The organism is Legionella birminghamensis (assembly GCF_900452515.1).
Classification (GTDB): Bacteria; Pseudomonadota; Gammaproteobacteria; order Legionellales; family Legionellaceae; genus Legionella_C; species Legionella_C birminghamensis.
The window spans coordinates 24,329-45,688 of the sequence record NZ_UGNW01000002.1; the positions used below are offsets into that span (position 1 = coordinate 24,329).

Here is a 21,360-nt window from a genome sequence, read left to right on the forward strand (position 1 = left end):
AGGCTCCTTTTCAATCGGGTCGTGCTTATTATCAGTCGGTTTTGCTTTATGGTGATTATACCCAAGGTAAATGAGCCCCTCTGTTTTAACAGAGGGATGTTATCGTTTTTTCCTTTCTTTCGTCGAACTCAAATGAGGAATTGGCCGTCGCAGCGAGTTATCAGGTTGGGTTCTTTTGCGCTCCAGCTGATCATGTACATGAGTCTGCAATAACATTTTACTTCCTCCGGTGAGCTGAACCACAGGGAGTTCGGACAGGACTCGCAAGCGGTTGTTATTTTCGGGCGGCGGGCATTGTCCAGTGCGGCCAACGTTGGACTTAGTCCTTGTTCGGGTAGTGGCAGGGAGGCTGTAGACTGGTTTGATTCGGTGTCGCTTTGATCCAGGGGTTGTTGCAACAATTTCATTGCTTCTTCCAGTTCCTCTTCCATGGATAAGTCCAGCTCTTCTTGATTGTTCATTTCTATCTCCTGCTATTGAAAGTAAATGTTGGCGCTGCAGCTCTAAACCGTAATCATCAAACTTGATATCCAATTCATAGCGAACCGCTACCATCAGTATGGCTTGCTTAAAAAGTGCTGAACCATTAACGGCAATACAATTACCGAATCGCTTTTTTGCCAGCAGCAAGGCTTCTTTGAGACCCTCTGGCGATGCCCCTTTAGAGATACTGATTTCACGTCCAGTATCCCGAATGGTGCAGGTCTTGATTTTATGTATAACGGTTCCTTCTTTTGTCACACTGTCGATGGTTTTGGATAGGCTGATTGTGGAATTCTTGGTATGACCTGATAAGGCGTATTGCCGGGCATGAGTTTGCGGGTTGTACCTCATTAGAGTGAGTGCATCCTCATCCCCTTTTTCCGCTTTTTTCTGAAGCCAGTCGGCCCAGGTGCAGCTTTTATACCGCTCCACCTCGTATTTACAATCCTGGCGATAGTGTTTCATCACCTGCCGGATGTCATTCTTTAGCGACTGATGAATGGATTCATAGAGGAGCTTTTTTTCTTCACGACTGCCGTTCACTAGCTTCACTGTGGCACGCTTTAACTTGCCTTTAGTCTTTGCTTGCTCAATTAATCGATTTTTTTTGTCTCGAAGGACGACTAGTTTATCTCGCATCAGCTTATAATGGGTTTCTTTTTCAACCAGGTATTTCTTGTATAGTGAGTTTGCTTTGATTCCTTGCTGTAGTGGTCTTAGGGCATAGGATTGATTTATTGATATTTCCCTATGAAGAGGTTGAAACGGTCCTAAGCGGTCTTCAAGTTTTTTTTTGGAAAATTCTCTGGATAGTGAGCTGGCTTTAATGGAAATTCCAAAACCACTTTCTACAATTAACCCATTCCCACGTAAGCGAAGCGCTAAGTCATGAGCCGCCAAGGTGTCGTGTAATGAAGCCCAATCCCGACACTCGCGAAGCGTATCTAAGCAATGGCGCTTTACCCAATTAATCAGGCTTTCAATTCCTGCATGATGCTCCATATCATCCGCACGATTTTCAGCTCTCGATTTTTTGCCTTGATGGTTAGTTTTTATTAGAGAAAACTCATCTTCTAGTTGGATAGCCACTTTAGAAAACTGTTTATAGGCTTGATAGGGCTCTTTCATCGTGAAGTGGATGGGATGAATTTTGTTAATGGCTACATGAATGTGGAGGTTATCCGTATCATGGTGCACCGTGCTGATCCGTTGATGGGCGGAAAAGCCAATGGATCCGACTACCTTCTCTTCAATGGTCCTCAGTACTTCGGATTCAGGGCATTCCCCCTTAGCGAATGAAATCAAGAGGTGATAGGATTTATCGCCTTGCGCTCTTTTGTTTCTACTTTGGGTGGCTTCCACTTCTAAAGCAGCCCAATGAGGATCTACACTACTGCAGTTTGAGATCCTGATTTTCCCCACTCGCTCCTGTTTACCTTGCCCATTGGTAATATAACGCACCAGGTTAGTAAACTTACTCTTCTTGATAGAATCCATTGGAATGTGGCGAATGATCATATTTTTTTCACCACCGATAACAACGCCTCCTGGGTATTTTCAAGGCGATGCAGTAAGGCGTGAATCATTGCGGGACTAAAGCGAGACAGTCGCTCGTCATTGGTCAGCCATAGCTTTAATAGACCCCCTAATCGCCCGAGGTCAGCGTTAATTTTCGCAAGTGTAAGAATATGTTCTTGATCTAAAACGCTTTCAATTCGATACCCCATCCCAAGTCGGCGTAAATAGTCAGCAACAGACAGGCCTGCTTTTCCTGCATTGGATTTAATTTCAGATTCCTCAGAGGGAAGGACAGGCACGCGCAAATGTTTGCCGTGTTTTCGGGTGGCACAATTTTTTTCTGAGCGCATAGGAAAGCTCCCTCTTTTTCAAGCGGTTTGCAATCCCTTATGAAGTGGTGGAAGGTCTCGTCAGAGCAAGATTGGCGTTGAGCACCGAAGGTGCGAATAAGCCCTGTGAAGTGGATAACCAGTGTACTGGTTAGCTAACTTCACCTATCTTGCCCTGCTTTTTGAAGCCCTTTAAGAGGATACCATTAGGTTCTTTTATAGTCCATAAAGGCCTTTTTAGGTTCTTTTTAGGCTGCTGTAAGGAGAACGTACAACAATAATCGTTAATAGTCCAAAAAGTTCAGATAACGGAAGTAAAAAATCCTAAAAGGGACGTAAAAGAACCTATTATTTTTCTTTGATTATTGCGATTAACACCAGGACACAATACACTGAGTACTATCAATCCCAAGGAGCTGGACGCTAAATTCATTTATGGAACAATCACTAAGCGAGCGTATTGCCTGTCGCGAATTTCAGAAAGAGAAAAGCAGTCCCTCCAAGAACAAGGTCGCTTTTATCGCTTTGCAAAATGACATTGAAAACGCATTGGAAGCGGGTTGGTCTATGAAAGTCATATGGGAAACGTTATCAGAAGAGGGCAAAATCACGTTTGGTTACAAAACATTTAGAATTTTTGTATCTCGCCTTATCAAGTCAACCGATAAACAGGATGGTGTGACACCAGACATTAAGAACGCCAAGGATGGAACAAAACAGAAAAGTACTGTACCAGGAATACCTGGGTTTACTTTTCACCCTACACCCAATCCGGAAGAGCTCTTATGAAAATACACATCACGATGCAAGGCAAAGGCGGCGTAGGCAAGTCATTTGTATCCGCCATTACTGCTCAATACAAAATTCAGAAAGGACAAAATCCACTATGTATCGATACCGATCCCATTAATGCCACTTTTCATGGATTTAAAGCCCTGAATGTGCAGCGACTTGAAATCATGGAAGGGGATGAAATCAACTCCCGTCATTTTGACCTATTAATCGAACGTATTGCGCCAACGAAAGAGGATGTGGTCATCGACAATGGCGCAAGCTCCTTTGTACCATTGTCCCATTACCTGATTAGTAATCAGGTACCCTCCTTGCTCAAAGAACTGGGCCACGATCTCGTTATCCATACAGTCATTACCGGTGGACAAGCGCTCTTAGATACCGTGCATGGTTTTTCGCAATTAATTCATCAGTTTTCAAAAGAAATCCATTTTGTAGTGTGGTTAAACCCTTATTGGGGGGCTGTTACCTATGACGGGAAAGACTTTGAACAAATGAAAGTCTATCGTGACCATAAAGAGCGTATTGCATCCCTCATACATATTCCGGCCTTAAAAGAAGAGACCTATGGCCGTGATTTAACGGACATGCTGCAAAAGAGAATAACATTTAATGAAGCATTGAATGATGCTCATAATAACATCATGACCAGGCAACGCTTGAAGATTATTCGAGACCAATTATTCGATCAATTAAATAACGCCGTGGTGATCTGATGTCTGAGAAAATGAATCATTTAATTCAAAATATTGCCAGAAAGCATGGCGTACTGCTTGGAGAAGACGATCCCATTTTAATGCTGCAGACTGTCAATGAACGGCTTATTGAGGATAGTAAAAAAGCCCATGAAGAAATGTTACTGAATTTCAAAGGGGAAATAGAGGCAATTTCGGCTCAGTGGCAGGATGATGCCAAGGAAAAAGCAGAGAAGATTTTGAATGCGGCACTTAGCTCTAGCAAAGAGGTGATGGCTAAGTTGATACAGCAAAGTACTGAGCAAGCAGTTGTCGCGATTCAAACTATTATGAATCACACCTTAACAGAGCTAAAAAACATTGAACGAAGAACGAGAAGTTATTCGCGGATGGCTCTCATTGCGGCAGGTGTCGTCCTATTTTCATTATTATTTGTAGCTGCATTTTCATATTGTTAATGGGGCTTTAACCAAAAACGGACGACAGGGATGATAGCGAAATGACAAACATTATTCGATTTCCAGAAAAAATTGAACAGAATAGGGTAGGAGACTTATCTGTTCAAAAATCAAGACAGCGGGGTAGGGTAGGGGCCTTCGTTCACTTTATTTTAACTTTTATTCAAACTGTATTAATTCTATTTTGGCCCTTTATCCGCTGGTTTGTGTACTTAGACTTGCTGTTGTACTTTTTAAAAATGATACTGCATACCAATACCCATGCTAGTTTCCATTTTATGCTCCATTGTTTTGTTGTGGGATCAGGGGTGTTATTCGTTTTCTGTTATTCAGCTAGGTCTCATCATAAATTTGAACATAGGCGCTGAAATATAGGGCGCATGTAATGCTTAGATAATATTTTAATGCTGTAATTTTTAGCAATTTTGGTAATTGGGATATTAATTATAAGACTATTTCAGAATTATATAGGCCTGATGATTTAAAAGTTTCCTGGGAGCTGATTAATTCACTGATTAGAGAGGGGCACAGGATGATGGATCGTGCACAGAACAGGCAAAAAGCAGCGCGTTATCATGTTAAAAGAAATTACTTTGATATTGGGTGATATTCTTGAGCCGCATAAAAATGACAGTCGCTATTTATCAGCAGTTTTTGCAAAAAATGGCAGGACAAACTCGATAGCAAAATTCCTAGTTGCCCAAGTTAGGGCTATAACCAGCAAGTTAAAAGGAGAAATTACTGTGAGTTCAGAAACTATGAGTGTATTAATGTTTATTATGTTGGGAATAATGCTTATATTGAAGATTTTTGCTCTACGTTCTGGGGCACAAACTATCAATCATTATATTGATTGCATGTTTACATACTTTTTTACTAAGAAAATGCTTGAAAAGAAAGCCATTGCACATGGATTTCTTGTTTTTTATGAAAAAGAACTAGAGCATATTACACCCAATCAAAATCTGATAACCCAATGGCAATGTCATTATGCTTTCCGGGTTGCACAATATAAGCACAGTAAAATAGGCAAGGGTCTAAAGTAAAAATTATCTAAAACAGTGTAATTCTTTGAATTAATGAAGTAAAATGCGATCCAATGGCAGGGATTGCGAAGTCATTGAACGAGGATGTTATGAGACGTTATTTATTTTTATCATTAGTTTCACTATCTACAGTTATTTATTCAGAACAATATTCTAATCCATCTCATATTGAGCAATTTAAAAAGACAGGAATTTGCGAAAGTTGCGATCTCAGTGGTGATTATTTTCATAGTACAGAAAAGAGTGGTGCTATCACTCTCAACAACAGCAATTTAATTCGTTCTAGTTTGAATATCTCTGGTAATCGTCAATTCTCAAGCTTTAATCGGATAATGGCAGTTGAGTTTTCCCTAGGAACCGCTGACTTTTCTTATAGCAACTTTAGCTTCGCAAATTTAACAAACGCAAGAATGAGTCATAGCAATTTTACCTCTTCAGATTTTTCTGGCGCTAATTTATCAGGTGCTAGTTTCTCTGGTGCTATTTTATACAATGCAAAAATCACCCAAGAGCAACTTAAGTCACTCAGCTCAATATGCAATGCAATTCTACCCAATGGTGAAATTGGAAGCTGCACGTAAACACGGAGCAATTTCGTCATTGAGACCTTTTGGAACGCCATTCTACTGGGCGGCAGAATGGAAAACTGCAAATACACCCTACTCTAGTGGTCAGTCATTTTAACAATTAAAGGGGAAGATTATGAAAAAAAAAGCGTATATTGCTATTGCAGCTTCTGCAATACTTATAAATTCAGCGAACGCATCTATTTTATTTGACGTTCCTCTCGCAAAAAAATGTTATGCAATCTACAACAAGCTAGTGGCAATTGCAGAAGTACAAACTACTAATAAATGCCAATATGAATTAAGTTCAGCTAAATCACATACAGAGAGCGCCGCATTAAGGATCTCCGAGGATGCTTTTTCTAAATATGAACTCGATAATGCCATTAATGCCTTAAGACATGCCCAAGTATACAGTTGTGAGGAGGAAGAAGGTATTGTCGAAGCAGAGCAAGGATTATTAGAAATCAAGTCACAAATTAAATCACAGAATTAGATAATCTTTTCTATTAAAGAGCTTTTACTATTTCTAAACAACCAATTGTGCATGCAAATCTAGGTTTTGATTAACTGAATTAATACATGCACTGACTTTAAAGCCAGGAAACAACCAATATGAAGTATGGCAACGCGGACTTAATGAAAATACCAATGGTCTGGAATGCCCATACTTAAGAAAAGGCGCAGGCTTTGAATCCATAACATATGAACACTTGCAAATGTCATGGAAAAATTGAATGACAGACCTAGAAAAACATTAGGCCTTAAAACACCAGCATGTTATTTTTACCGCAGGCAGTTGATGATGAAAAGGCCATTGCATTAGCTTGTGGAAACCACCTTTAAGTTTTAAGCGTTAAGTCTGATTATCGCAGTAATCAGACTTAGCACCCTGTTTTGACCTGGCGATGTACCATCCTGCTCTATTTTCTTTCGTGCCGTCGAATTAACAACTCTAGTTATTCACTTAAAGCGCATATTTTTGAACTTTTCTTAATTAAGGAGACCTCTCATCATTTCTAGGTTCTTTGAAAAAGCCATTTGTTGTTAAATTCTCTTGGCAAAACATGTGCTTGTTTATATTGCATGATTGATGAAAATCAAATCTTGATGTAAAAGCGTGGTTCCTAGCCTGTTTTAGCGTAAGACTGACCTCCATACTCATTAAATACTTTCAAAACATCTGGATTAATGATGGCGAATGTTAAAATACCTTAAGGACATACGGGTTCTATAATCTGCTCCTTTATTAAGTAAACGCCTTACAATCGTTGCATGACGTAACATACGGCGATGACTAAGGGCGGATAGTCTTATGACTCTGCTCCCTAATTAATGTCTATGCCGTTGCAGTTTAGTAATCTCTCAACAGTTCATCGTTCCCATTTTCACAGGCAAAACGTAAGAGAAATATAATTTTCTTTATTTTTATAGTTGAAATAAGCTCCATACCTTATGAGTAATTCTGCGGGTCTTGACCGCACAAGTACCCAATAAACTTGCTGCCAATCCAGGGCATGGCTATTGACTGAAGCCTCTATAAGTGGCCATTTCACTTTCTAATTCAAATTTGAACCGAGTCATTAGTCTCCTCTTTTTCATTTATCAAAAAATTTCCTATAAACATCGCCAAACTCTTCAGCAAAGAAAACGATAATTACTTAGCACAATACAACCAAAGCCAGGGTTAACAACGCAATCCGTTTCTCGAGTGTCGAAATCTGGGAAAATTGCTATTTATAAAACTAAAACCCTGATGTGTGCCTTGTGACACACGCCGGAAGTCGCTTCAAGGGTTTGATAGCGCAGCACCATGTGTTAATATTAAACAATTCGCCTTAAAGATTCATCGAAATATGCTAACTTCCTCCCAATTGCTGCAATACTTTTCAAATCATGCACGATCTCCCGTAATCGCCCACCCCGATTTAAATCCTGAGACTAAAAAAATCATGAAGGCGGAATCGACATCAACCCTTCTTTACTTTAAAAGCATCACAGTGGAATTAGCGCGGGGATTGGACCAACAAGAAGCAATTACTCAAATCAGGTATTTTCTAAACCGGCGCTGGGAGTTTATAAAAAAAACCAATTGGGCTTATACCCGACATCCGTTTCTTCCGGCTAACCAGCTTTGCCTTCAGCTTGCTGAGCAAATTGCAGGTAAGGATGAAGCGGTGTGCCAAATTCTTATGCCAGGTACCCGCAAAATCAATCGCAAGGCAGTATCGCCCTTCTCTTTTAAAGATGAAACAGAGGAAGATGGCCACTTTCCTGTCCATAAATACCTCCTGGCCGCCTCAGAGGGGGAGCTGCTCTCTCTTGAAGATATTTATTCAGCAGGGGTTGCCAACACGAACAGCATTTTTCCTGACTTTCAGGAGTCAACTGCAGAAATACAATATTTACTAAAAAGTATTGAGTTGTGGAATGTGAAACAGGCAGCCGGAAATTCCAGTATCAGACTGATGGACGAGCTATTTCGATTCCATAAACAGCAGTATGATGACAGCACACTGGGCTTTGCCATCAAGAACCTGGCTCGGCATGCTTATAAAGCTTCAAAAGAGGATGCGGGAACCGAAACGGTCGCCGAGATGAAATTGCTTGAAGAGGCGATCAGACAGTTTTATGCAATCTGGCGGGCACTTTCCAGAGAGACTAAAAAAGAACTGTTTCAGATGAAACTGGAACACTATGGCAGTCCAAGGCCATTACCCCTTTATTTCTTTGCATTATTTGTCAGACTATTGGATTGCCCTCTCACAAAAGCAGAGTTTTCTTCTTATAAAGGCGCCCAGATCCTTAATTGTGCGCACATCATTGCGAACACGCTTGAGGAGTTTCTAACACAGCATCCCCGTTTGTTCAACATCCCAAATCCCCTCAAAACCCACGCTGCGAACACTCAGCAAAGGGTTGAACCACTTTCAGACTTGCTCAGTCATTGTTTGGAAGCACTGGAAAAACGAGGACAAACGCTTGAAGTCCAGGAGCCTAATTTATTCAAAGAATTTGCTTTCTCCGTTTATTTAAATCAGGGTAATGACACATTTATGGCGGTGAGAATTATTGCCTATTGTGTTTCCAGCTTTCAGGATTTAATTGACGTCATTGATTTATCGAAAGATTTATTTAAAGGGCTGATTCCTTTGATTCGACAGCGGACTCAGCAATTTAAAGATTCGGATAAGCTATTCAAACTTTTAGAGAAAATGACAGAGCAAGTGCAACAGTTGCTCCTGACTGAAGAACTTTTTCCTCACATTTATAAACATATTTCATCCCACAGTAAGTTTACCAATATTTATTTTGCATTAGCCCCCAATCTCCAGGAGAAGTTCAAAACGGGTTTTGTTAAGGAGCTTATAAAAGAAGTTCATGATGTCTCGTGTGTAGTGAGAATCGCCAACCAGTTTTCATCTACTCTGATAATTCCCATATTATTTGAGGAATTACAAACCTTTCTTGGCAACTTTTTTAACGGTAATGTGGATTCTTTTCTAGGCCTATACAAGCAGTTGCATTCGACCTCACAAAATTGTTTAGCAGAACTGTTTTTAGACTCTTTAAGCCAATGGCTTTCCCCTGACAATTTTAATGAATATCAGGATTTCCTGGATTTACCTTTGATGAGCCTGGCAAGGGTTTGGAGCGAAGAAGTTAATTCATTCACAGAATATCTAGCGCTATTGGATAAATGGTCCCGACATCCAGATTTAATTTTAGACTTCAATACAGTCAATGCCAGCAAGTTGGCAAACTGGGTTATGACAGAGGAAGATCTGGACCTATTATTAGAAAAGATGCCTGTCAAGAGCTGGGTGCCCATTTTCAACAATGCGAAAGTGATATCCTCCTGGGCATCGTTTCAAACATACTGGCAGAAAATCTCTCCATTTCACCGTTCTGATTTCCTGGATAGAGTTAATCTGAAAACATTTATCAAGACTATCGAAAATCTGCAGCTTTTACTGAATTTCCTGAACAAAGATGAACACAAGCAGAAAGTTTTAAGACGCTTCAAAGCCAGTGATTTGAATTGTTCAGAAGAAGAGTTGGCCGCTATTCGTAGTTCACTAGCTGATGATCCTTTACAGAAAATCAGAAAAACTGTCACTCGCTTTAAACTGTTCAGTTCAGGCTCCAGAATGGAACAATTAAGACAACTGGAAAATGAGTTATCACGATGCACTGATGCTAATCAAGCGGTTGAAGTGATAAAAAACCTTCAGGACAGGATAATGAATGAATACCGAACAGGCACTCCCGCTCCTGGACAGATTCAGCAGGTGCTGCATGGGAGGAACGAACCCACACACTGGACATCAAATAATCCTCATTCTTTTTGGAATACAGGTGGAACTTCGTATACACTAAGCGGTTTTTATCAGCAAGTAGTTGATGAGCAGCAGGACTTTTCTCCTGCGCCTTAAATTTCTACTCCACTTTCGCGGCAAATTTGTCTCCACACCCAAGCGGAATCCACCGCTGTATGACTATATGCAGCGCTTTATGCCTGCAAAATATTAAGACAGGTCGGGCGCTTCCCCATAGCCGTCAAGTTAAGCGCCAAGAGTCAAGATCGAGGCAGGCAGAGGGCGAGTGTTCATCAAACTGTTTCAGCTCAATGACTATCTAAGCTCCAGATTCAGCTTGTCTTCGAAGTAAATATGTAGCAGAGAAATGATAAGCGCCAAATATGCATTGGGCTGGTTCCATTTTCCAGTACTTTTTGGCAAGCAATGGACTTATAAGAACAATAAGGGTATCTCTCTAACAAAGGATAATCCTGCTTGCGAACTGTAATAAGGAAATAGCTAACGCCTTAATGAAAGTTATATTTGAGTAAAGCCACCTTTAGCAACCGTGGAATACTGCTCTTTATAATGTCTGATACTACGATTAATCAGGCTTAGTGTTTTAATTTGCCCAGGCGCTTGTTTATCCTCTACCCTATCTTGCTATTACTTCTGTTACTTCGTAAATCTGCTTTGCAAAAATTCTTGAATTTTCTCTTTATTGGGAAGTTCTAATAAGTACTTGGAAACAAACCGTTTGATTGTCCATGCCTGCTAATGCATATTCAGCTAATGCATGATCCTTGTATGTGCAGAACAACATCCCAACGGGTGATACTCCTTCACACTATTAATTTTGTTTGACCAGCTAAATTGTTAGTTAAAGATTAAGAAGCTCTGGTGTGTGCTATAAACAAAATATCAGTAATTTTAGTCCTGTGAATAGCTGCTGTTTTTAGCCTTAATGCGTTCTATTTCCCGTTGACAAGATTCTTCTAATTCCACATCTCCAGTACTGGCGGCAAAGTCCATTATGGCATGAATTAAATTGCCACGATGATAACTAGGAATATTTTCTTTATAATTCAGTAGGTCTAATAACGTACTAAATCGTTTTACATCATTCATAGGAAATTGACCTTCATAATTTTTAAATTTAAAGATTTCAGCTAGTTAAAAGAGGTTCGCAATTAGTTGGCAGTAATGACTGACTGATATTGTGTCTTTACTTCAACTGTCATATGGATACCATCGTGTTCAAGAGAATCTTGAAGCGCTAATGCGATAAATTGCTCTGACGAATACCCTAGCTTTTCAGCAAATTGCTTTGCCTTCTTCGGGCTTACAATTTTTCTATTATGCTCTAAATCACACAAATATTGCTTAGAAACGCCTAAACGCATAGCAAAACTAATTTGATTTGCACCTTCCCCTTGGCGAATTGCGCGAATAGCTTTACCTAATGACATGCGCCCTACTAGCTTCTCCAAATACTCTTTTGCATTAGTACTCATGTTTATTTACCTCGATTATCGAAATTATAATAATTTCTTTTTGCTCATTCTCAATATAAATTGCTCTATAAGCCTTATTCAATCTTATTGAACGCTGTCCCTGTCTATCTCCCTTTAAAGGCTCATCATGAAAACCAGGGATAGTCCTTATCGCTTGAATACCAGAGCGCTCAACAGAATCAACCCAAAGCAGTAGCTTTTCTTTAATATATAGTGGAACTTTATTAAGGTCTTTTTCAGCTGCTTTTGTAAGTTCAATCTGACACGGCTTCAAATCTAAACACCCCCATTGACTATTTGCTATAATTGTACACCTTAAAAGTGTACTTTTCTATGTGGAAATGAAAAATAATGCCTACATGTGACTTTTTTGCATTGGATATTTCAATGTGCCTAAGTTCAATAAAACCACCGTTTTTGTAAACTCTTCAAAATTTATCCCGCAAGCTGATTTTGCGGGTCTTAAAGAGTTCAAATAACTGTTTCAATTAATTATTGTTTAATTTATACTGCTTTAACCTTTTATTGAACTGATCTCAAATGCTAATTGGCTATGCTCGAATTTCAACCAGCAGTCAAAATTTAGATCTGCAAATTGATGCCCTGCAAAAAGCGGGCTGTGAAAAAATATTTCAAGACCAGATTAGTGGCTCTCTAATAAACCGCCCTGCTCTCGAACTTCTGTTAAAAGAAATTCGTAAAGGAGACGTCCTGATTATTTGGAAACTCGACAGATTAGGACGATCATTTAAGGATTTAATTGATTTAGTGAACACCCTTCTTGAAAAAGGTGTTGGAATAAAAAGCCTGAATGATCCAATAGACACTACCACGCCTCAAGGTCGTTTGATATTCAATATATTCGGGTCTTTAGCTGAATTTGAAAGAGAGCTTATTAAAGAAAGAACGATAGCAGGTCTTGAAGCAGCAAGAGCCAGAGGCAAAAAAGGTGGACGACCAAAGGGACTATCCAAAAAAGCATTAGCCACTGCGCATTCGGCGGAGCTTTTATATAAAGAGGGAAGACTCAGTGTCTCGGAAATTTGTGAGCAACTAGCAATAACCCGAGCAACTTTTTATAAATACCTACGCCTTCGTAATGTCATGATTTCTTCTGAGAATCAAAGAAAACGATGCCACTCCTCTCTTGTATTTAGTACAGTTAATTCAATAAGATAGTTCATTGGAAATTATTCCTTATGTCATAAACAGTCATAATCTATTCAAATAAGCGGGGATGGTAACACGCATTTGTATCATAATCTGGAGTTGTGCTAATGAGCATGCAGTATATTCGCAGATATTATAAAGTACCTGCAAAAAGAGGCCAAAAAGTTATCGCTAACGGCCAATTAGGTGTGATTACTGGATCAAGAGGTGCCTATTTGAGAATACGCTTGGAAAAAGAGAAAAAATCATCTTTATATCATCCTATTTGGGAAATGCAATATTGTTCTTAATATTAGCTCCTATAGTGATAGCCCTAATAACATCGACAGGGCCGTAGCCTAGGCCTTAACGATCATAATTTCAAGTTTCAATAAAATTTATCAATAGCGCTATAGATGATTTGCTTTGGAGAGAACCAATGCCGGACCACTTTACCAGTCAAATTTTAGATAAATACAAGTTATTTTCTATGCCTCAGGTAGAAATAGAACAATCGTTATATGATAAATTAATCGCATTCGGATTTAATCGGTCAATATTAAATCAATGGCATCCTCCATATAATTCGCCTAGACGTATGCTTGAAAGGCATATTGACGTTTTGATTTATTTACGTGAGCAGGGAGTATCCGCTCAACAATCCATTGTTGAAATAAATTCCTTGAATACCTATGAAGCATGGGGTGTGCGCCTCTTGTATTCAAGTGGCTTAAGAGGGGAAAACATACGGGAGTTGAAAAATCATTTTCGCACATTATATCCAGAAGCTGATTTTTATGAACAGATAGTTAATGCTCTTCAAGATTTGATAGAACTCCAGAAACTCACTGTATCTGATGCTATCGAAGAGATAAAAAAAATGGATGTTGAGCAGATGATTTCTTGTTTTTCGATAGATTAGCTGAAAACCAAGTCGGATCATGCCAGGTAATTTGAGACAATTGATATGTCCGATATTACACTGCTATCAATTGGCGCGTTTACCCTGGTGCCCATCGATAGTGCGATTTCATAACATAGAAAATTTGTGGTTTTATTCAACTAGTAGGCTAAAGTGTTTCCTCAAACTTTAAAATATCTAACTGGCAAATGTATCTTGTTCATATTCTCCTCAGTGCATATTGATTCATAGCAGAAAAATTTTTCTACTTGGATTCGATCTATATCTAAAATGTAACGATACTGTTTCGTTACAAATATTAATTAATTCCATCTGAGTGACTCTTTTAAAATTTCACTGAGCCAATCTATTTCTTTTCTGAGGGAGGAATGAGATCAAAAGGACCCTTGTTGGATTCCTTATAATTGACGCTACAATTCCACTGTTGTAACATTGAGTTTAGTTACAATAATGTTACGTGGCGAGATTTAAATGGCTAAAATTAGCTTCTATGATGTGGCGCAGCAATGTAATAGGTTACAGCTTCTTGGCGAAAAACCTTCGGTTAGAAAGCTAAGGGCAGTTTTAGGGGGATCTTTCACCACTATTAATGAATACTTACGCCAATGGAGAGAGGAACAAAGCTTGGCTGGTACATCCGAATTTGAGATATCTAAAGAGCTGCAGGATGTTATCCAGTCAGAATTTGTTCGTATAGCCAAAGAAGTGCAAAGTTCAATGCATGTTGCTCTGGAAGAAAAAACTGCCGATTTGGAAGATGCTCTAAAAGAAATAAAAGAATTGAATGGGAAAAACTTCAATCTGGAAATAAAAATTGCTGAAACCAATAAACATTACGAGCAGCATAAGATTGAATCTGACAAAAAGCTTGCCATCCTGGAAGCCGAAATAAGCTATTTGAAAAATGAAAAGGAGATGCTGCATAAAAAGCTGGGTGAAGCCAATAAAGCAAAGCATGATGCAGAAATTTCGGCCGTAGAAGCGAAAGCCAGATTAGATGAAATTAAAAAACAAATGAAGAAGAAAGAAGCGGAGTAACGTAACGGTAACGCTCCTGTATCGTTACATCAGAGTGCCTAGACACTTTCTATTAATATAGTGGCTAATGATTATTTTAATGAAAACATTAGTTGTTCTGCATCCTATATCCGTCAGTATGAAGTATACGCTAACTTGACACTGCATCAACTGAAATAAAATGTCAGATAAGGGTGTAAAATCCTCATTATCTGACGCTATCTAGTCAACTATTAGACGTTAACCTGACAAATTTAATCAGGGGTTTCAATTTGCTTCATCAGGAAAATATTAGCTATATTCGGGTCAATCCTTCGATCAAACCTCGGATATCCGATTAGAGGGAATCATTCCGTTACTTAGTGTATCATCAGTTTCAGTGCCCAACGGTTTTACAAACTTCCATTTATTTACTCAGATTCACGACTGAGGGACTATCAAAGCGTTATTAAAAATCATTCGGCTGAAGTATACCATCTATGCGTTTCTGTTCGTGGCAATGCTTTAACGCCGTGCGCCTCTATGAATACTACAAGGGCCCAACGCGCAAAAGGTTGCCCTATCGTTTCATCATGAACTTGAATGACATCATGCCAACCGGGAAATAATTCATCACTATTGATGATATTTTTATAGTTAGAGGAAACCATGAATATTGCATGACCTTCTTTACGAATTACTTCGTCAAGAGTTTCCGGATCTCGTCCTATGCGTAACCCTGGGCTGCTCTCGGCGATAGCTAAGGTGAAAGAGCCTGCATCAAAATGAGGCTTGGCAAGATACTTACCAGACTTTTGCCAATAATATCTTAGAAAACGCAACTGTATATGCGGCGTCTCTGTGGCGAAAACCTTATCCAATGCCCCTGGATAAAAGGGTTCCAACATCTGGAGTATAGTTCGGACCGTGTTATAGGCCATTTGCCAAATCGGTAATGCCTCATCCATCAAATCAGCAACTACTTTATGATTAAGTAGGAAGTCATCCTAGCGATCAAAGATCGCCGGATGAAAATGAAAAAAATCCTTGTTATCGTTATATAGATGATCCTCGGCACTTCGATGCTTATAACCCACATCACCACGACGATGATTCGGGGCTATAGAAAAATTGATATGTTCTTTAATAGCCTCCGGTTCATCTAAAAATTTAAAAAAAGCGGTTATTGCTCGCTTCAGTTGTTGGGGAGGAAGTGGAAATGGGAAATTAGCATAACCTTTTTGTTTCAAATCGTTTAATAACTGCATTTCAAGGGTAGACATCAATAGGTCCTTAAGGAAAACAAACAGCTAATCTTGAGGTATTATATCTACAAGTAGTATCTCAACAAGCCAACTGAAAATCATTGAACTTGAGTGAGCATTCCATCTAAATGATTACTCATCAGCAATCGAGTTTCAGCTCCTGCTGGTGAAGTATATTGATATTCTTTAGGTATTTCTTGCATTTCATTCATCACCTCAATTATTTTATGCATTCAAAAACAATGCTTTTATCTGCTTCCTTAGGCGAGGCCAGTCGATCAAAAGCTTTAACCATTCGTACATCGCTAAAACCAATCTCAGCAAGCAAATTAAACAAGAAAGAGGTATCCTGGTAAATGCGAATTTTGTATTCCTCAACCTCTGTTTGAATCACACGGTTGTTATCAACCAATTCATATTTGCCAATTGAGTAACAAACGTCTTCATCAAGCACAGCCAATTGACTAAGTACGATGAGGGTTCCATCTTCTTTCGGCCATCTTGTGCCTCGCCAAATACCTAACTCCCTAGGAACCGCATGGCGAGTTTCTACTTCAAATACAAATAGTCCTTCTTCTTCCAAGTGCTCATAAATGATTTTTAGGGCTTTTTGAATATCCTCCTTTTCTGTGATGAGACCGAATGAACCACTAGGTATAAAAATCAAAGAGTATTTATCGGATTGATCTAATTCTTCCATAAAACCATGCCAGACTTTAAGTTCAAGATTTTTGCTACTCGCTTTTACATGCAATCGTTCTAACATCGGCAGACTGGCATCAAATCCATGAACATCAAATCCTTCTGCAACTAAAGGCAATAAAAATCGACCTGTGCCACACATGGGTTCTAAAATCGAGCCTTTAGCTTCCACAGCATAGCTTCGATAGAACAAATATTCAGCTTGTGGTGCGTTAGGTTTACTCAATTCATACACTTCAGTACAAAGGTTCTGATAATTATCCAGTTTTTTCATGCTTCCTCATTGAATCCAATATCATTAAATATTCATCATAAATGATACGAAAACTTACGCTAAGATTTTTAGCTTAGTCTGTCCAAAATTTTCTCGAAGTAATAAAGATCATTGGTATCAGGCTGCGTTATGGCTTTTAAATCCGCTCTTTCATCAGAGCGAGTAGCGCAATAGATCAAAACATTAAGTTCTCTAACCATTTCAGGAGGAGCTACAATCCTTCGCAAAGAGCTTTAAAGACGAGGTTCATCGTTATCCTTGATTAAATTGATAATCAATTCAATCATAATATCTTTTTGGTCTGGTAGGCTTTGAGCGACCAGAAGTGCAAGAGCAACTAAAGTGTTATCATTAATTTTTTCTTTGCCATTGTTTTTCAAATGATGCTTGTTTTTTTGTAAAAACCAAATAAACATAAAAGCACCAATGCGTTTGTTTCCATCAACGAAAGGATGATTTTTTATTATAAAATAAAGTAAATGAGCCGCCTGTTCTTCAATGCTTGGATAAAGATACTTCCCATTAAAGCTTTGAACTATATTCCCCAATATTCCTGCGAAGGCATCATTTTTTGAATTACCAAATAGAGAGGTTGCCTCTTCCTGTAAAATAAGTCTTTTCTTTAAACTATTAATGGCATGCATAGCTTCTTTGACGTCAATTTCTTCTGTTAATCCTTCATTCAGTCCGCCCTTTGGAAATTTTCCTGTGTCATATTGATTTAATAAAATAAAACTATGAGTGTACTCAGTTAACACTGTTAATAAGCCTTTTGTTTCATCTTGATTCAATGACTCTGTTTGAACATTTTGAATCAAATCTAGGCTTTTCTTAAGCTTCTCGATTGATTTTAGGTGCTGTTTTAACCTGGACTCGTTTAAAGCATATCCATCTAATAAATATTTTTTGAGTATTCTATTAGCCCAAACCCTGAATTGTGTACCTTTTTTTGAATTCACTCGATAGCCAACAGAGATGATGGCATCTAGATTATAATGTTTAATCAATCGCCTAACGTTCCTTTTTCCCTCCAGTCGAACTACCGAGTAATCCTCGGTAGTTGCTTCTTCAGAGAGTTCGCCCTCAAAGTATATATTTTTTAAATGCAACCCAATATTATCGGTGGATGTATCAAATAAATCGGACATTTGCTTCTGACTCAACCAAACAGTTTCATCTTGTAAATGAACTTCTGTTTGAAAACTACCATCATCAGCTTGGTAAATAAGCACATGCTTTTGAGTAGTACCATTATGTTCAGTCACTTTGAAGCCTCTTGAAGTAATTTATAAACGGTTGATCGCCCAATCCCTGTTTTTCGGGCAATTTCAGTGGCTCCTACGCCAGATTCATACAGTGTAATAATTTTTTCTCTATCAATAGTACGTTTTCGTCCGAAACTTATTCCTTTTAGCTTCGCTTCTATTCGACCCTCATTCGTTCTTTCAAGAATACGATGCCTCTCTGCTTGAGCTACTGCAGCTAAAATGGTTACTACCATTTTTCCCATAGGACCTTCAGTACTAATTCCATCGTCAAGAAATCGAATAGATACACCCATATCATCAAACTCTTTAATTAATTGAATCATATCGGCAGTATCACGTCCTAAACGGTCCAGTTTTTTAACCAAGATAAGGTCACCCTCTTCGACTTTAAGAAGAAGGGTTTTTAAACCAGAGCGTTCACAATGACTACCAGTGGCTTTATCCGTAAATATACGATTTGCTTTCACACCGGCATTCTTGAGTGCATTAATTTGAATGTCCAAAGATTGTTGGCTGGTGGAAACTCGAGCATACCCAAAGAGTCGCATAAGTTAAAAATGTCTCCGAAATCGATTAATAGAACAATTGTCTATCAATAGGGTTAAATACGATTTAATAGACATATTATTACATAGAGATTAGAATGTCTATTAATTTATAAATTAGGAGACACTTCAAAAAAAAGCACTCTAAGTTAACTTATCTGATTGCGGACGCCGACATCTAAGGGACCATTCGCAAGCTTTGATGCGGTTATGGGAGTAAAGAAGCGGTCTTGGGAGGTGAAGTTGGCCGGTTTAGCGGGGTACGCCTGTAATACTTGCTGACGCAATGCTTGTTGTTCAATATGCGCTCGTGGTGATTCACGCAGCGCCTCTATCACTTCCTTTAAATTAGGCATAATTGTTGTGCTTATATTAAGCATAAAATACTTGACCAAAGAATGGGCAAATATCGCTTCATTGGGAGTCTCGGCTACTAAGCATAATGCAATCAAGTCGTGGTAATAGCTATTCAGAGGTTGATTCGGTTCAGGGTTTTCAGCTGCATTTAGGGCGTCGCCATAATAGCGAGTAATAGCGACCGCCAGCACCTCTTGGTATGCGGATACACGCGCGTTAGCTTGAATAAGGATTTTGAATTCATGCATGGTTTCAAACGAATTAAAGTATTCAGGCTGCGAGAATTTAAAATTAAACCACAACGCTTGCAAGGTATGAAATTGACTGCAAGTCGGATGAAGGGCATGAATCCTGGATAAACATGATTCAATTTTGTCCTCGAGGCTATTAAGCGTATCGAAAAGATTGTTCACTTCCAAAGCCTGAAATTCGCTTGCCTTTCGAGCTTCTTGCTTAAAAATGGCAATATACTTTTTTGCTTCTATAAAGGCCTTATTGATTTGCTTATTTCTGTTTACTAGGGCATTTATCATTAGAATAGCAGTATTACCAATCTGGTTTTCGCTAAGTTCAATGCCAATTATGGTGGTATTAGTTTTTAATGCGTCCGCCAAATGTTGGGCGTCAGTCGCATTTAAATTGCTATGTGGCAAATTAACCCACGTTAAGCCTGGGTCATTTTGGGCGATTTGGTTTAATAATACTGAATCAATCATAATGGAAAGCATCTGTGTTTTCTGGATTTGTATAATACTTTATTTGTTTGTCAAATATTATACATTAAGCTGCCTCTGATGTTCAGATAACAAACCAATCATTTGTCATTTTTAAAATAGCAACTGTCAGGGTTAGGCTTGATTTGGCCAATGCCTGTTTTTCAGCATTTAAGCTCTTTGGCCGCCTCCCTGATCGACCACGAGCTCGGGCAGAAACCAGTCCTGTTTGCGTACGCTCACGAATAAGGTTTCGCTCAAACTCGGCCAGAGTACCAAAAATATGAAACATCAATTTGCCTGAATTGGTAGTAGTGTTAATAGATTCATGAATCCTCTGGAGCTCTATCCCTTTCGCCTTCAGTTTATTGACAACATCAATTAAATCCTTCAAAGAGCGGCTTAACCTATCTAGGCGCCATACGGCTAATACGTCACCGCTTCGAGCAAACTCAAGAGCCTGTTGCAGACAGGGACGTTCGAATTTGGCGCCGCTCAATTAGTCAGAGAAAATTTTCTCGCAACCTATTTTTGAAGCGCATCCTCTTGAAGGTGCAAATTTTGATCATCCGTTGAAACCCTGGCATAACCGATTAACATTTATAAACTCAATTAGTTAAACAACCCGTATAATATCATCAAAAGTTAACATAGATAACTTAATTAAGTTACTTAACGGAGGTGGGCCCATATTTTACCGCTTTGCCATCGCTTCTTTATTTCGGTTAAATAAACCCCCATTTTTCTTACTATTAGAATAGTTAAAAGAGCATGCTATTCAATTTAAAAAAAAGGCCCTATTTGATAATATTGGTACCAGATTCTGCTTGGTTATAATATGCGCAATAAATTTGAACCTCAGTTTTTTAAATCATCTACAGCATCCGGAAACATATACCTCATCTCTGGCCCCTCAGGAGTAGGTAAGACATCTATTATCAATATTTTGCTAAGTAACAATGCAAATCTAAAAAAATTGGTTTCATACACCACACGACCCATGAGGCCTGGCGAAATTGAAGGCCATACTTATTACTACATTGCAAAAGATGAATTTAATGAGAAATTGGCTCGAGGAGATTTTCTTCAACACTCAGAATTCGATTCTAACTTTTACGGGTATGATAAAAAAGAATTATTATCTACTTTAACTGCCGGTTATGATGTTATAGCTGATCTCGATTATACGGCGTTAACGGGTTTAAAAACTTTCTTCCCAAGCTGCGTTACTATTTTTATTAAGCCTCCGTCTATTACACAACTACAAGAGCGACTTTTGCACAGGGGCGATAACAGGAGTTCTATTGCTCTTCGATTAACCACTTATGAAATGACTATGTCACAAAGTAATCGATATGATTTCGAGATCGTTAACATTGAGTTGAGTAATTGCGTTGCAGAAATACAATCTATTATAGAAGCTGCAAAAAGCTCATTATCAGGTGTATATTGCTGCACTAATTAACC

The 21,360-nt window shown here is 38.8% G+C and carries 27 protein-coding genes; 13 read left to right on the forward strand and 14 right to left on the reverse strand.

Going from position 1 to position 21,360, the window contains the following annotated elements; all coding sequences use genetic code 11:
- Window positions 1-99 precede the first annotated feature (99 nt).
- Both traI and traJ read right to left on the reverse strand, forming a co-directional pair.
- A complete protein-coding gene (gene traI, locus DYH42_RS15495; RefSeq protein WP_058523496.1) occupies window positions 100-2,001 on the reverse strand; it encodes a TraI/MobA(P) family conjugative relaxase in 1,902 nt (633 codons plus the stop codon).
- Complete coding sequence (gene traJ / locus DYH42_RS15500; protein WP_058523495.1) at window positions 1,998-2,351, reverse strand: conjugal transfer transcriptional regulator TraJ; 354 nt, start codon at window positions 2,349-2,351, stop codon at window positions 1,998-2,000. The genes traI and traJ overlap by 4 nt, the downstream gene beginning before the upstream one ends.
- A 414-nt stretch (window positions 2,352-2,765) precedes the next feature.
- Here traJ and DYH42_RS15505 point away from each other — a divergent pair, with 414 nt between their 5' ends.
- The 8 genes from DYH42_RS15505 to DYH42_RS15535 all read left to right on the forward strand — a co-directional run bounded on the left by DYH42_RS15505 (window position 2,766) and on the right by DYH42_RS15535 (window position 10,323).
- Complete coding sequence (locus tag DYH42_RS15505) at window positions 2,766-3,119, forward strand: TraK family protein (RefSeq protein ID WP_058523494.1); 354 nt, start codon at window positions 2,766-2,768, stop codon at window positions 3,117-3,119.
- Window positions 3,116-3,838: an ArsA-related P-loop ATPase gene (locus DYH42_RS15510; RefSeq protein ID WP_058523493.1), complete on the forward strand. Its 723-nt coding sequence runs from the start codon at window positions 3,116-3,118 to the stop codon at window positions 3,836-3,838. Before DYH42_RS15505 ends, DYH42_RS15510 begins: the two co-directional genes overlap by 4 nt.
- On the forward strand, window positions 3,838-4,275 hold the full coding sequence (locus DYH42_RS15515; protein ID WP_058523492.1) for a conjugal transfer protein TraM: 438 nt from the start codon (window positions 3,838-3,840) through the stop codon (window positions 4,273-4,275). Before DYH42_RS15510 ends, DYH42_RS15515 begins: the two co-directional genes overlap by 1 nt.
- Window positions 4,276-4,316: 41 nt before the next feature.
- On the forward strand, window positions 4,317-4,643 hold the full coding sequence (gene kleE / locus DYH42_RS16935; protein ID WP_162263091.1) for a KleE stable inheritance protein: 327 nt from the start codon (window positions 4,317-4,319) through the stop codon (window positions 4,641-4,643).
- 207 nt (window positions 4,644-4,850) lie between these two features.
- On the forward strand, window positions 4,851-5,321 hold the full coding sequence (locus DYH42_RS15520) for a hypothetical protein (protein ID WP_131793042.1): 471 nt from the start codon (window positions 4,851-4,853) through the stop codon (window positions 5,319-5,321).
- A gap of 89 nt (window positions 5,322-5,410) precedes the next feature.
- Window positions 5,411-5,902 carry a pentapeptide repeat-containing protein gene (locus DYH42_RS15525; RefSeq protein WP_162263090.1) on the forward strand — a complete coding sequence of 164 codons (492 nt, stop codon included), beginning with the start codon at window positions 5,411-5,413 and terminating at the stop codon, window positions 5,900-5,902.
- Window positions 5,903-6,023: 121 nt separating this feature from the next.
- Entirely contained in the window at window positions 6,024-6,383 is a 360-nt protein-coding gene (locus DYH42_RS15530) for a hypothetical protein (protein WP_058523489.1), read from the forward strand.
- Between the two features lie 1,360 nt (window positions 6,384-7,743).
- Window positions 7,744-10,323 (forward strand): hypothetical protein, encoded by a 2,580-nt coding sequence (locus DYH42_RS15535; protein WP_115317184.1) that lies wholly within the window; start codon window positions 7,744-7,746, stop codon window positions 10,321-10,323.
- Window positions 10,324-11,118: 795 nt separating this feature from the next.
- On the opposite strand, the gene DYH42_RS15540 is transcribed toward DYH42_RS15535, so the two are convergent.
- From DYH42_RS15540 to DYH42_RS15550, 3 genes are all read right to left on the reverse strand, one after another.
- Window positions 11,119-11,316 carry a hypothetical protein gene (locus DYH42_RS15540; RefSeq protein WP_058523774.1) on the reverse strand — a complete coding sequence of 66 codons (198 nt, stop codon included), beginning with the start codon at window positions 11,314-11,316 and terminating at the stop codon, window positions 11,119-11,121.
- A gap of 62 nt (window positions 11,317-11,378) precedes the next feature.
- Complete coding sequence (locus DYH42_RS15545; protein ID WP_058523775.1) at window positions 11,379-11,702, reverse strand: helix-turn-helix domain-containing protein; 324 nt, start codon at window positions 11,700-11,702, stop codon at window positions 11,379-11,381.
- Window positions 11,692-11,976 (reverse strand): hypothetical protein, encoded by a 285-nt coding sequence (locus tag DYH42_RS15550; protein ID WP_058523776.1) that lies wholly within the window; start codon window positions 11,974-11,976, stop codon window positions 11,692-11,694. The genes DYH42_RS15545 and DYH42_RS15550 overlap by 11 nt, the downstream gene beginning before the upstream one ends.
- Window positions 11,977-12,242: 266 nt before the next feature.
- On the opposite strand from DYH42_RS15550, the gene DYH42_RS15555 reads away from it, so the two are divergent.
- The 4 genes from DYH42_RS15555 (at window position 12,243) to DYH42_RS15570 (ending at window position 14,811) form a co-directional block, all read left to right on the forward strand.
- The gene (locus tag DYH42_RS15555; protein WP_058508219.1) at window positions 12,243-12,881 is read left to right on the forward strand and encodes a recombinase family protein; all 639 of its coding nucleotides are present in this window, start codon (window positions 12,243-12,245) and stop codon (window positions 12,879-12,881) included.
- 98 nt (window positions 12,882-12,979) lie between these two features.
- A complete protein-coding gene (locus DYH42_RS15560; RefSeq protein WP_058508220.1) occupies window positions 12,980-13,162 on the forward strand; it encodes a hypothetical protein in 183 nt (60 codons plus the stop codon).
- 128 nt (window positions 13,163-13,290) lie between these two features.
- The gene (locus DYH42_RS15565) at window positions 13,291-13,773 is read left to right on the forward strand and encodes a hypothetical protein (protein WP_058508221.1); all 483 of its coding nucleotides are present in this window, start codon (window positions 13,291-13,293) and stop codon (window positions 13,771-13,773) included.
- Window positions 13,774-14,244: 471 nt separating this feature from the next.
- On the forward strand, window positions 14,245-14,811 hold the full coding sequence (locus DYH42_RS15570; RefSeq protein WP_058508222.1) for a DNA-binding protein: 567 nt from the start codon (window positions 14,245-14,247) through the stop codon (window positions 14,809-14,811).
- A 434-nt stretch (window positions 14,812-15,245) separates the two neighbouring features.
- On the opposite strand, the gene DYH42_RS15575 is transcribed toward DYH42_RS15570, so the two are convergent.
- From DYH42_RS15575 to DYH42_RS16940, 9 genes are all read right to left on the reverse strand, one after another.
- On the reverse strand, window positions 15,246-15,740 hold the full coding sequence (locus DYH42_RS15575; RefSeq protein WP_157062393.1) for a hypothetical protein: 495 nt from the start codon (window positions 15,738-15,740) through the stop codon (window positions 15,246-15,248).
- 36 nt (window positions 15,741-15,776) lie between these two features.
- On the reverse strand, window positions 15,777-16,052 hold the full coding sequence (locus DYH42_RS15580; RefSeq protein ID WP_058523778.1) for a hypothetical protein: 276 nt from the start codon (window positions 16,050-16,052) through the stop codon (window positions 15,777-15,779).
- An 80-nt stretch (window positions 16,053-16,132) separates the two neighbouring features.
- Window positions 16,133-16,267 carry a hypothetical protein gene (locus DYH42_RS16870; RefSeq protein WP_272946871.1) on the reverse strand — a complete coding sequence of 45 codons (135 nt, stop codon included), beginning with the start codon at window positions 16,265-16,267 and terminating at the stop codon, window positions 16,133-16,135.
- Window positions 16,255-17,010, reverse strand: a complete 756-nt coding sequence (locus DYH42_RS15585) for a class I SAM-dependent DNA methyltransferase (RefSeq protein WP_058523779.1) — start codon at window positions 17,008-17,010, stop codon at window positions 16,255-16,257. Before DYH42_RS15585 ends, DYH42_RS16870 begins: the two co-directional genes overlap by 13 nt.
- 233 nt (window positions 17,011-17,243) lie before the next feature.
- Window positions 17,244-18,275, reverse strand: coding sequence for a virulence RhuM family protein/type II toxin-antitoxin system death-on-curing family toxin (locus tag DYH42_RS15590; protein ID WP_058523780.1), 1,032 nt, complete (start codon window positions 18,273-18,275; stop codon window positions 17,244-17,246).
- Window positions 18,272-18,826, reverse strand: coding sequence for a recombinase family protein (locus DYH42_RS15595; RefSeq protein WP_058523781.1), 555 nt, complete (start codon window positions 18,824-18,826; stop codon window positions 18,272-18,274). Before DYH42_RS15595 ends, DYH42_RS15590 begins: the two co-directional genes overlap by 4 nt.
- Window positions 18,827-18,972: 146 nt before the next feature.
- A complete protein-coding gene (locus tag DYH42_RS15600) occupies window positions 18,973-19,896 on the reverse strand; it encodes a hypothetical protein (protein ID WP_131793061.1) in 924 nt (307 codons plus the stop codon).
- Window positions 19,897-19,978: 82 nt separating this feature from the next.
- Window positions 19,979-20,392, reverse strand: coding sequence for a recombinase family protein (locus tag DYH42_RS15605; protein ID WP_272946872.1), 414 nt, complete (start codon window positions 20,390-20,392; stop codon window positions 19,979-19,981).
- Window positions 20,393-20,418: 26 nt separating this feature from the next.
- Window positions 20,419-20,493: a recombinase family protein gene (locus DYH42_RS16940; RefSeq protein WP_272946873.1), complete on the reverse strand. Its 75-nt coding sequence runs from the start codon at window positions 20,491-20,493 to the stop codon at window positions 20,419-20,421.
- 238 nt (window positions 20,494-20,731) lie between these two features.
- Here DYH42_RS16940 and gmk point away from each other — a divergent pair, with 238 nt between their 5' ends.
- A complete protein-coding gene (gmk, locus tag DYH42_RS15610; protein ID WP_058523783.1) occupies window positions 20,732-21,358 on the forward strand; it encodes a guanylate kinase in 627 nt (208 codons plus the stop codon).
- The last annotated feature ends 2 nt before the right edge of the window (window positions 21,359-21,360 follow it).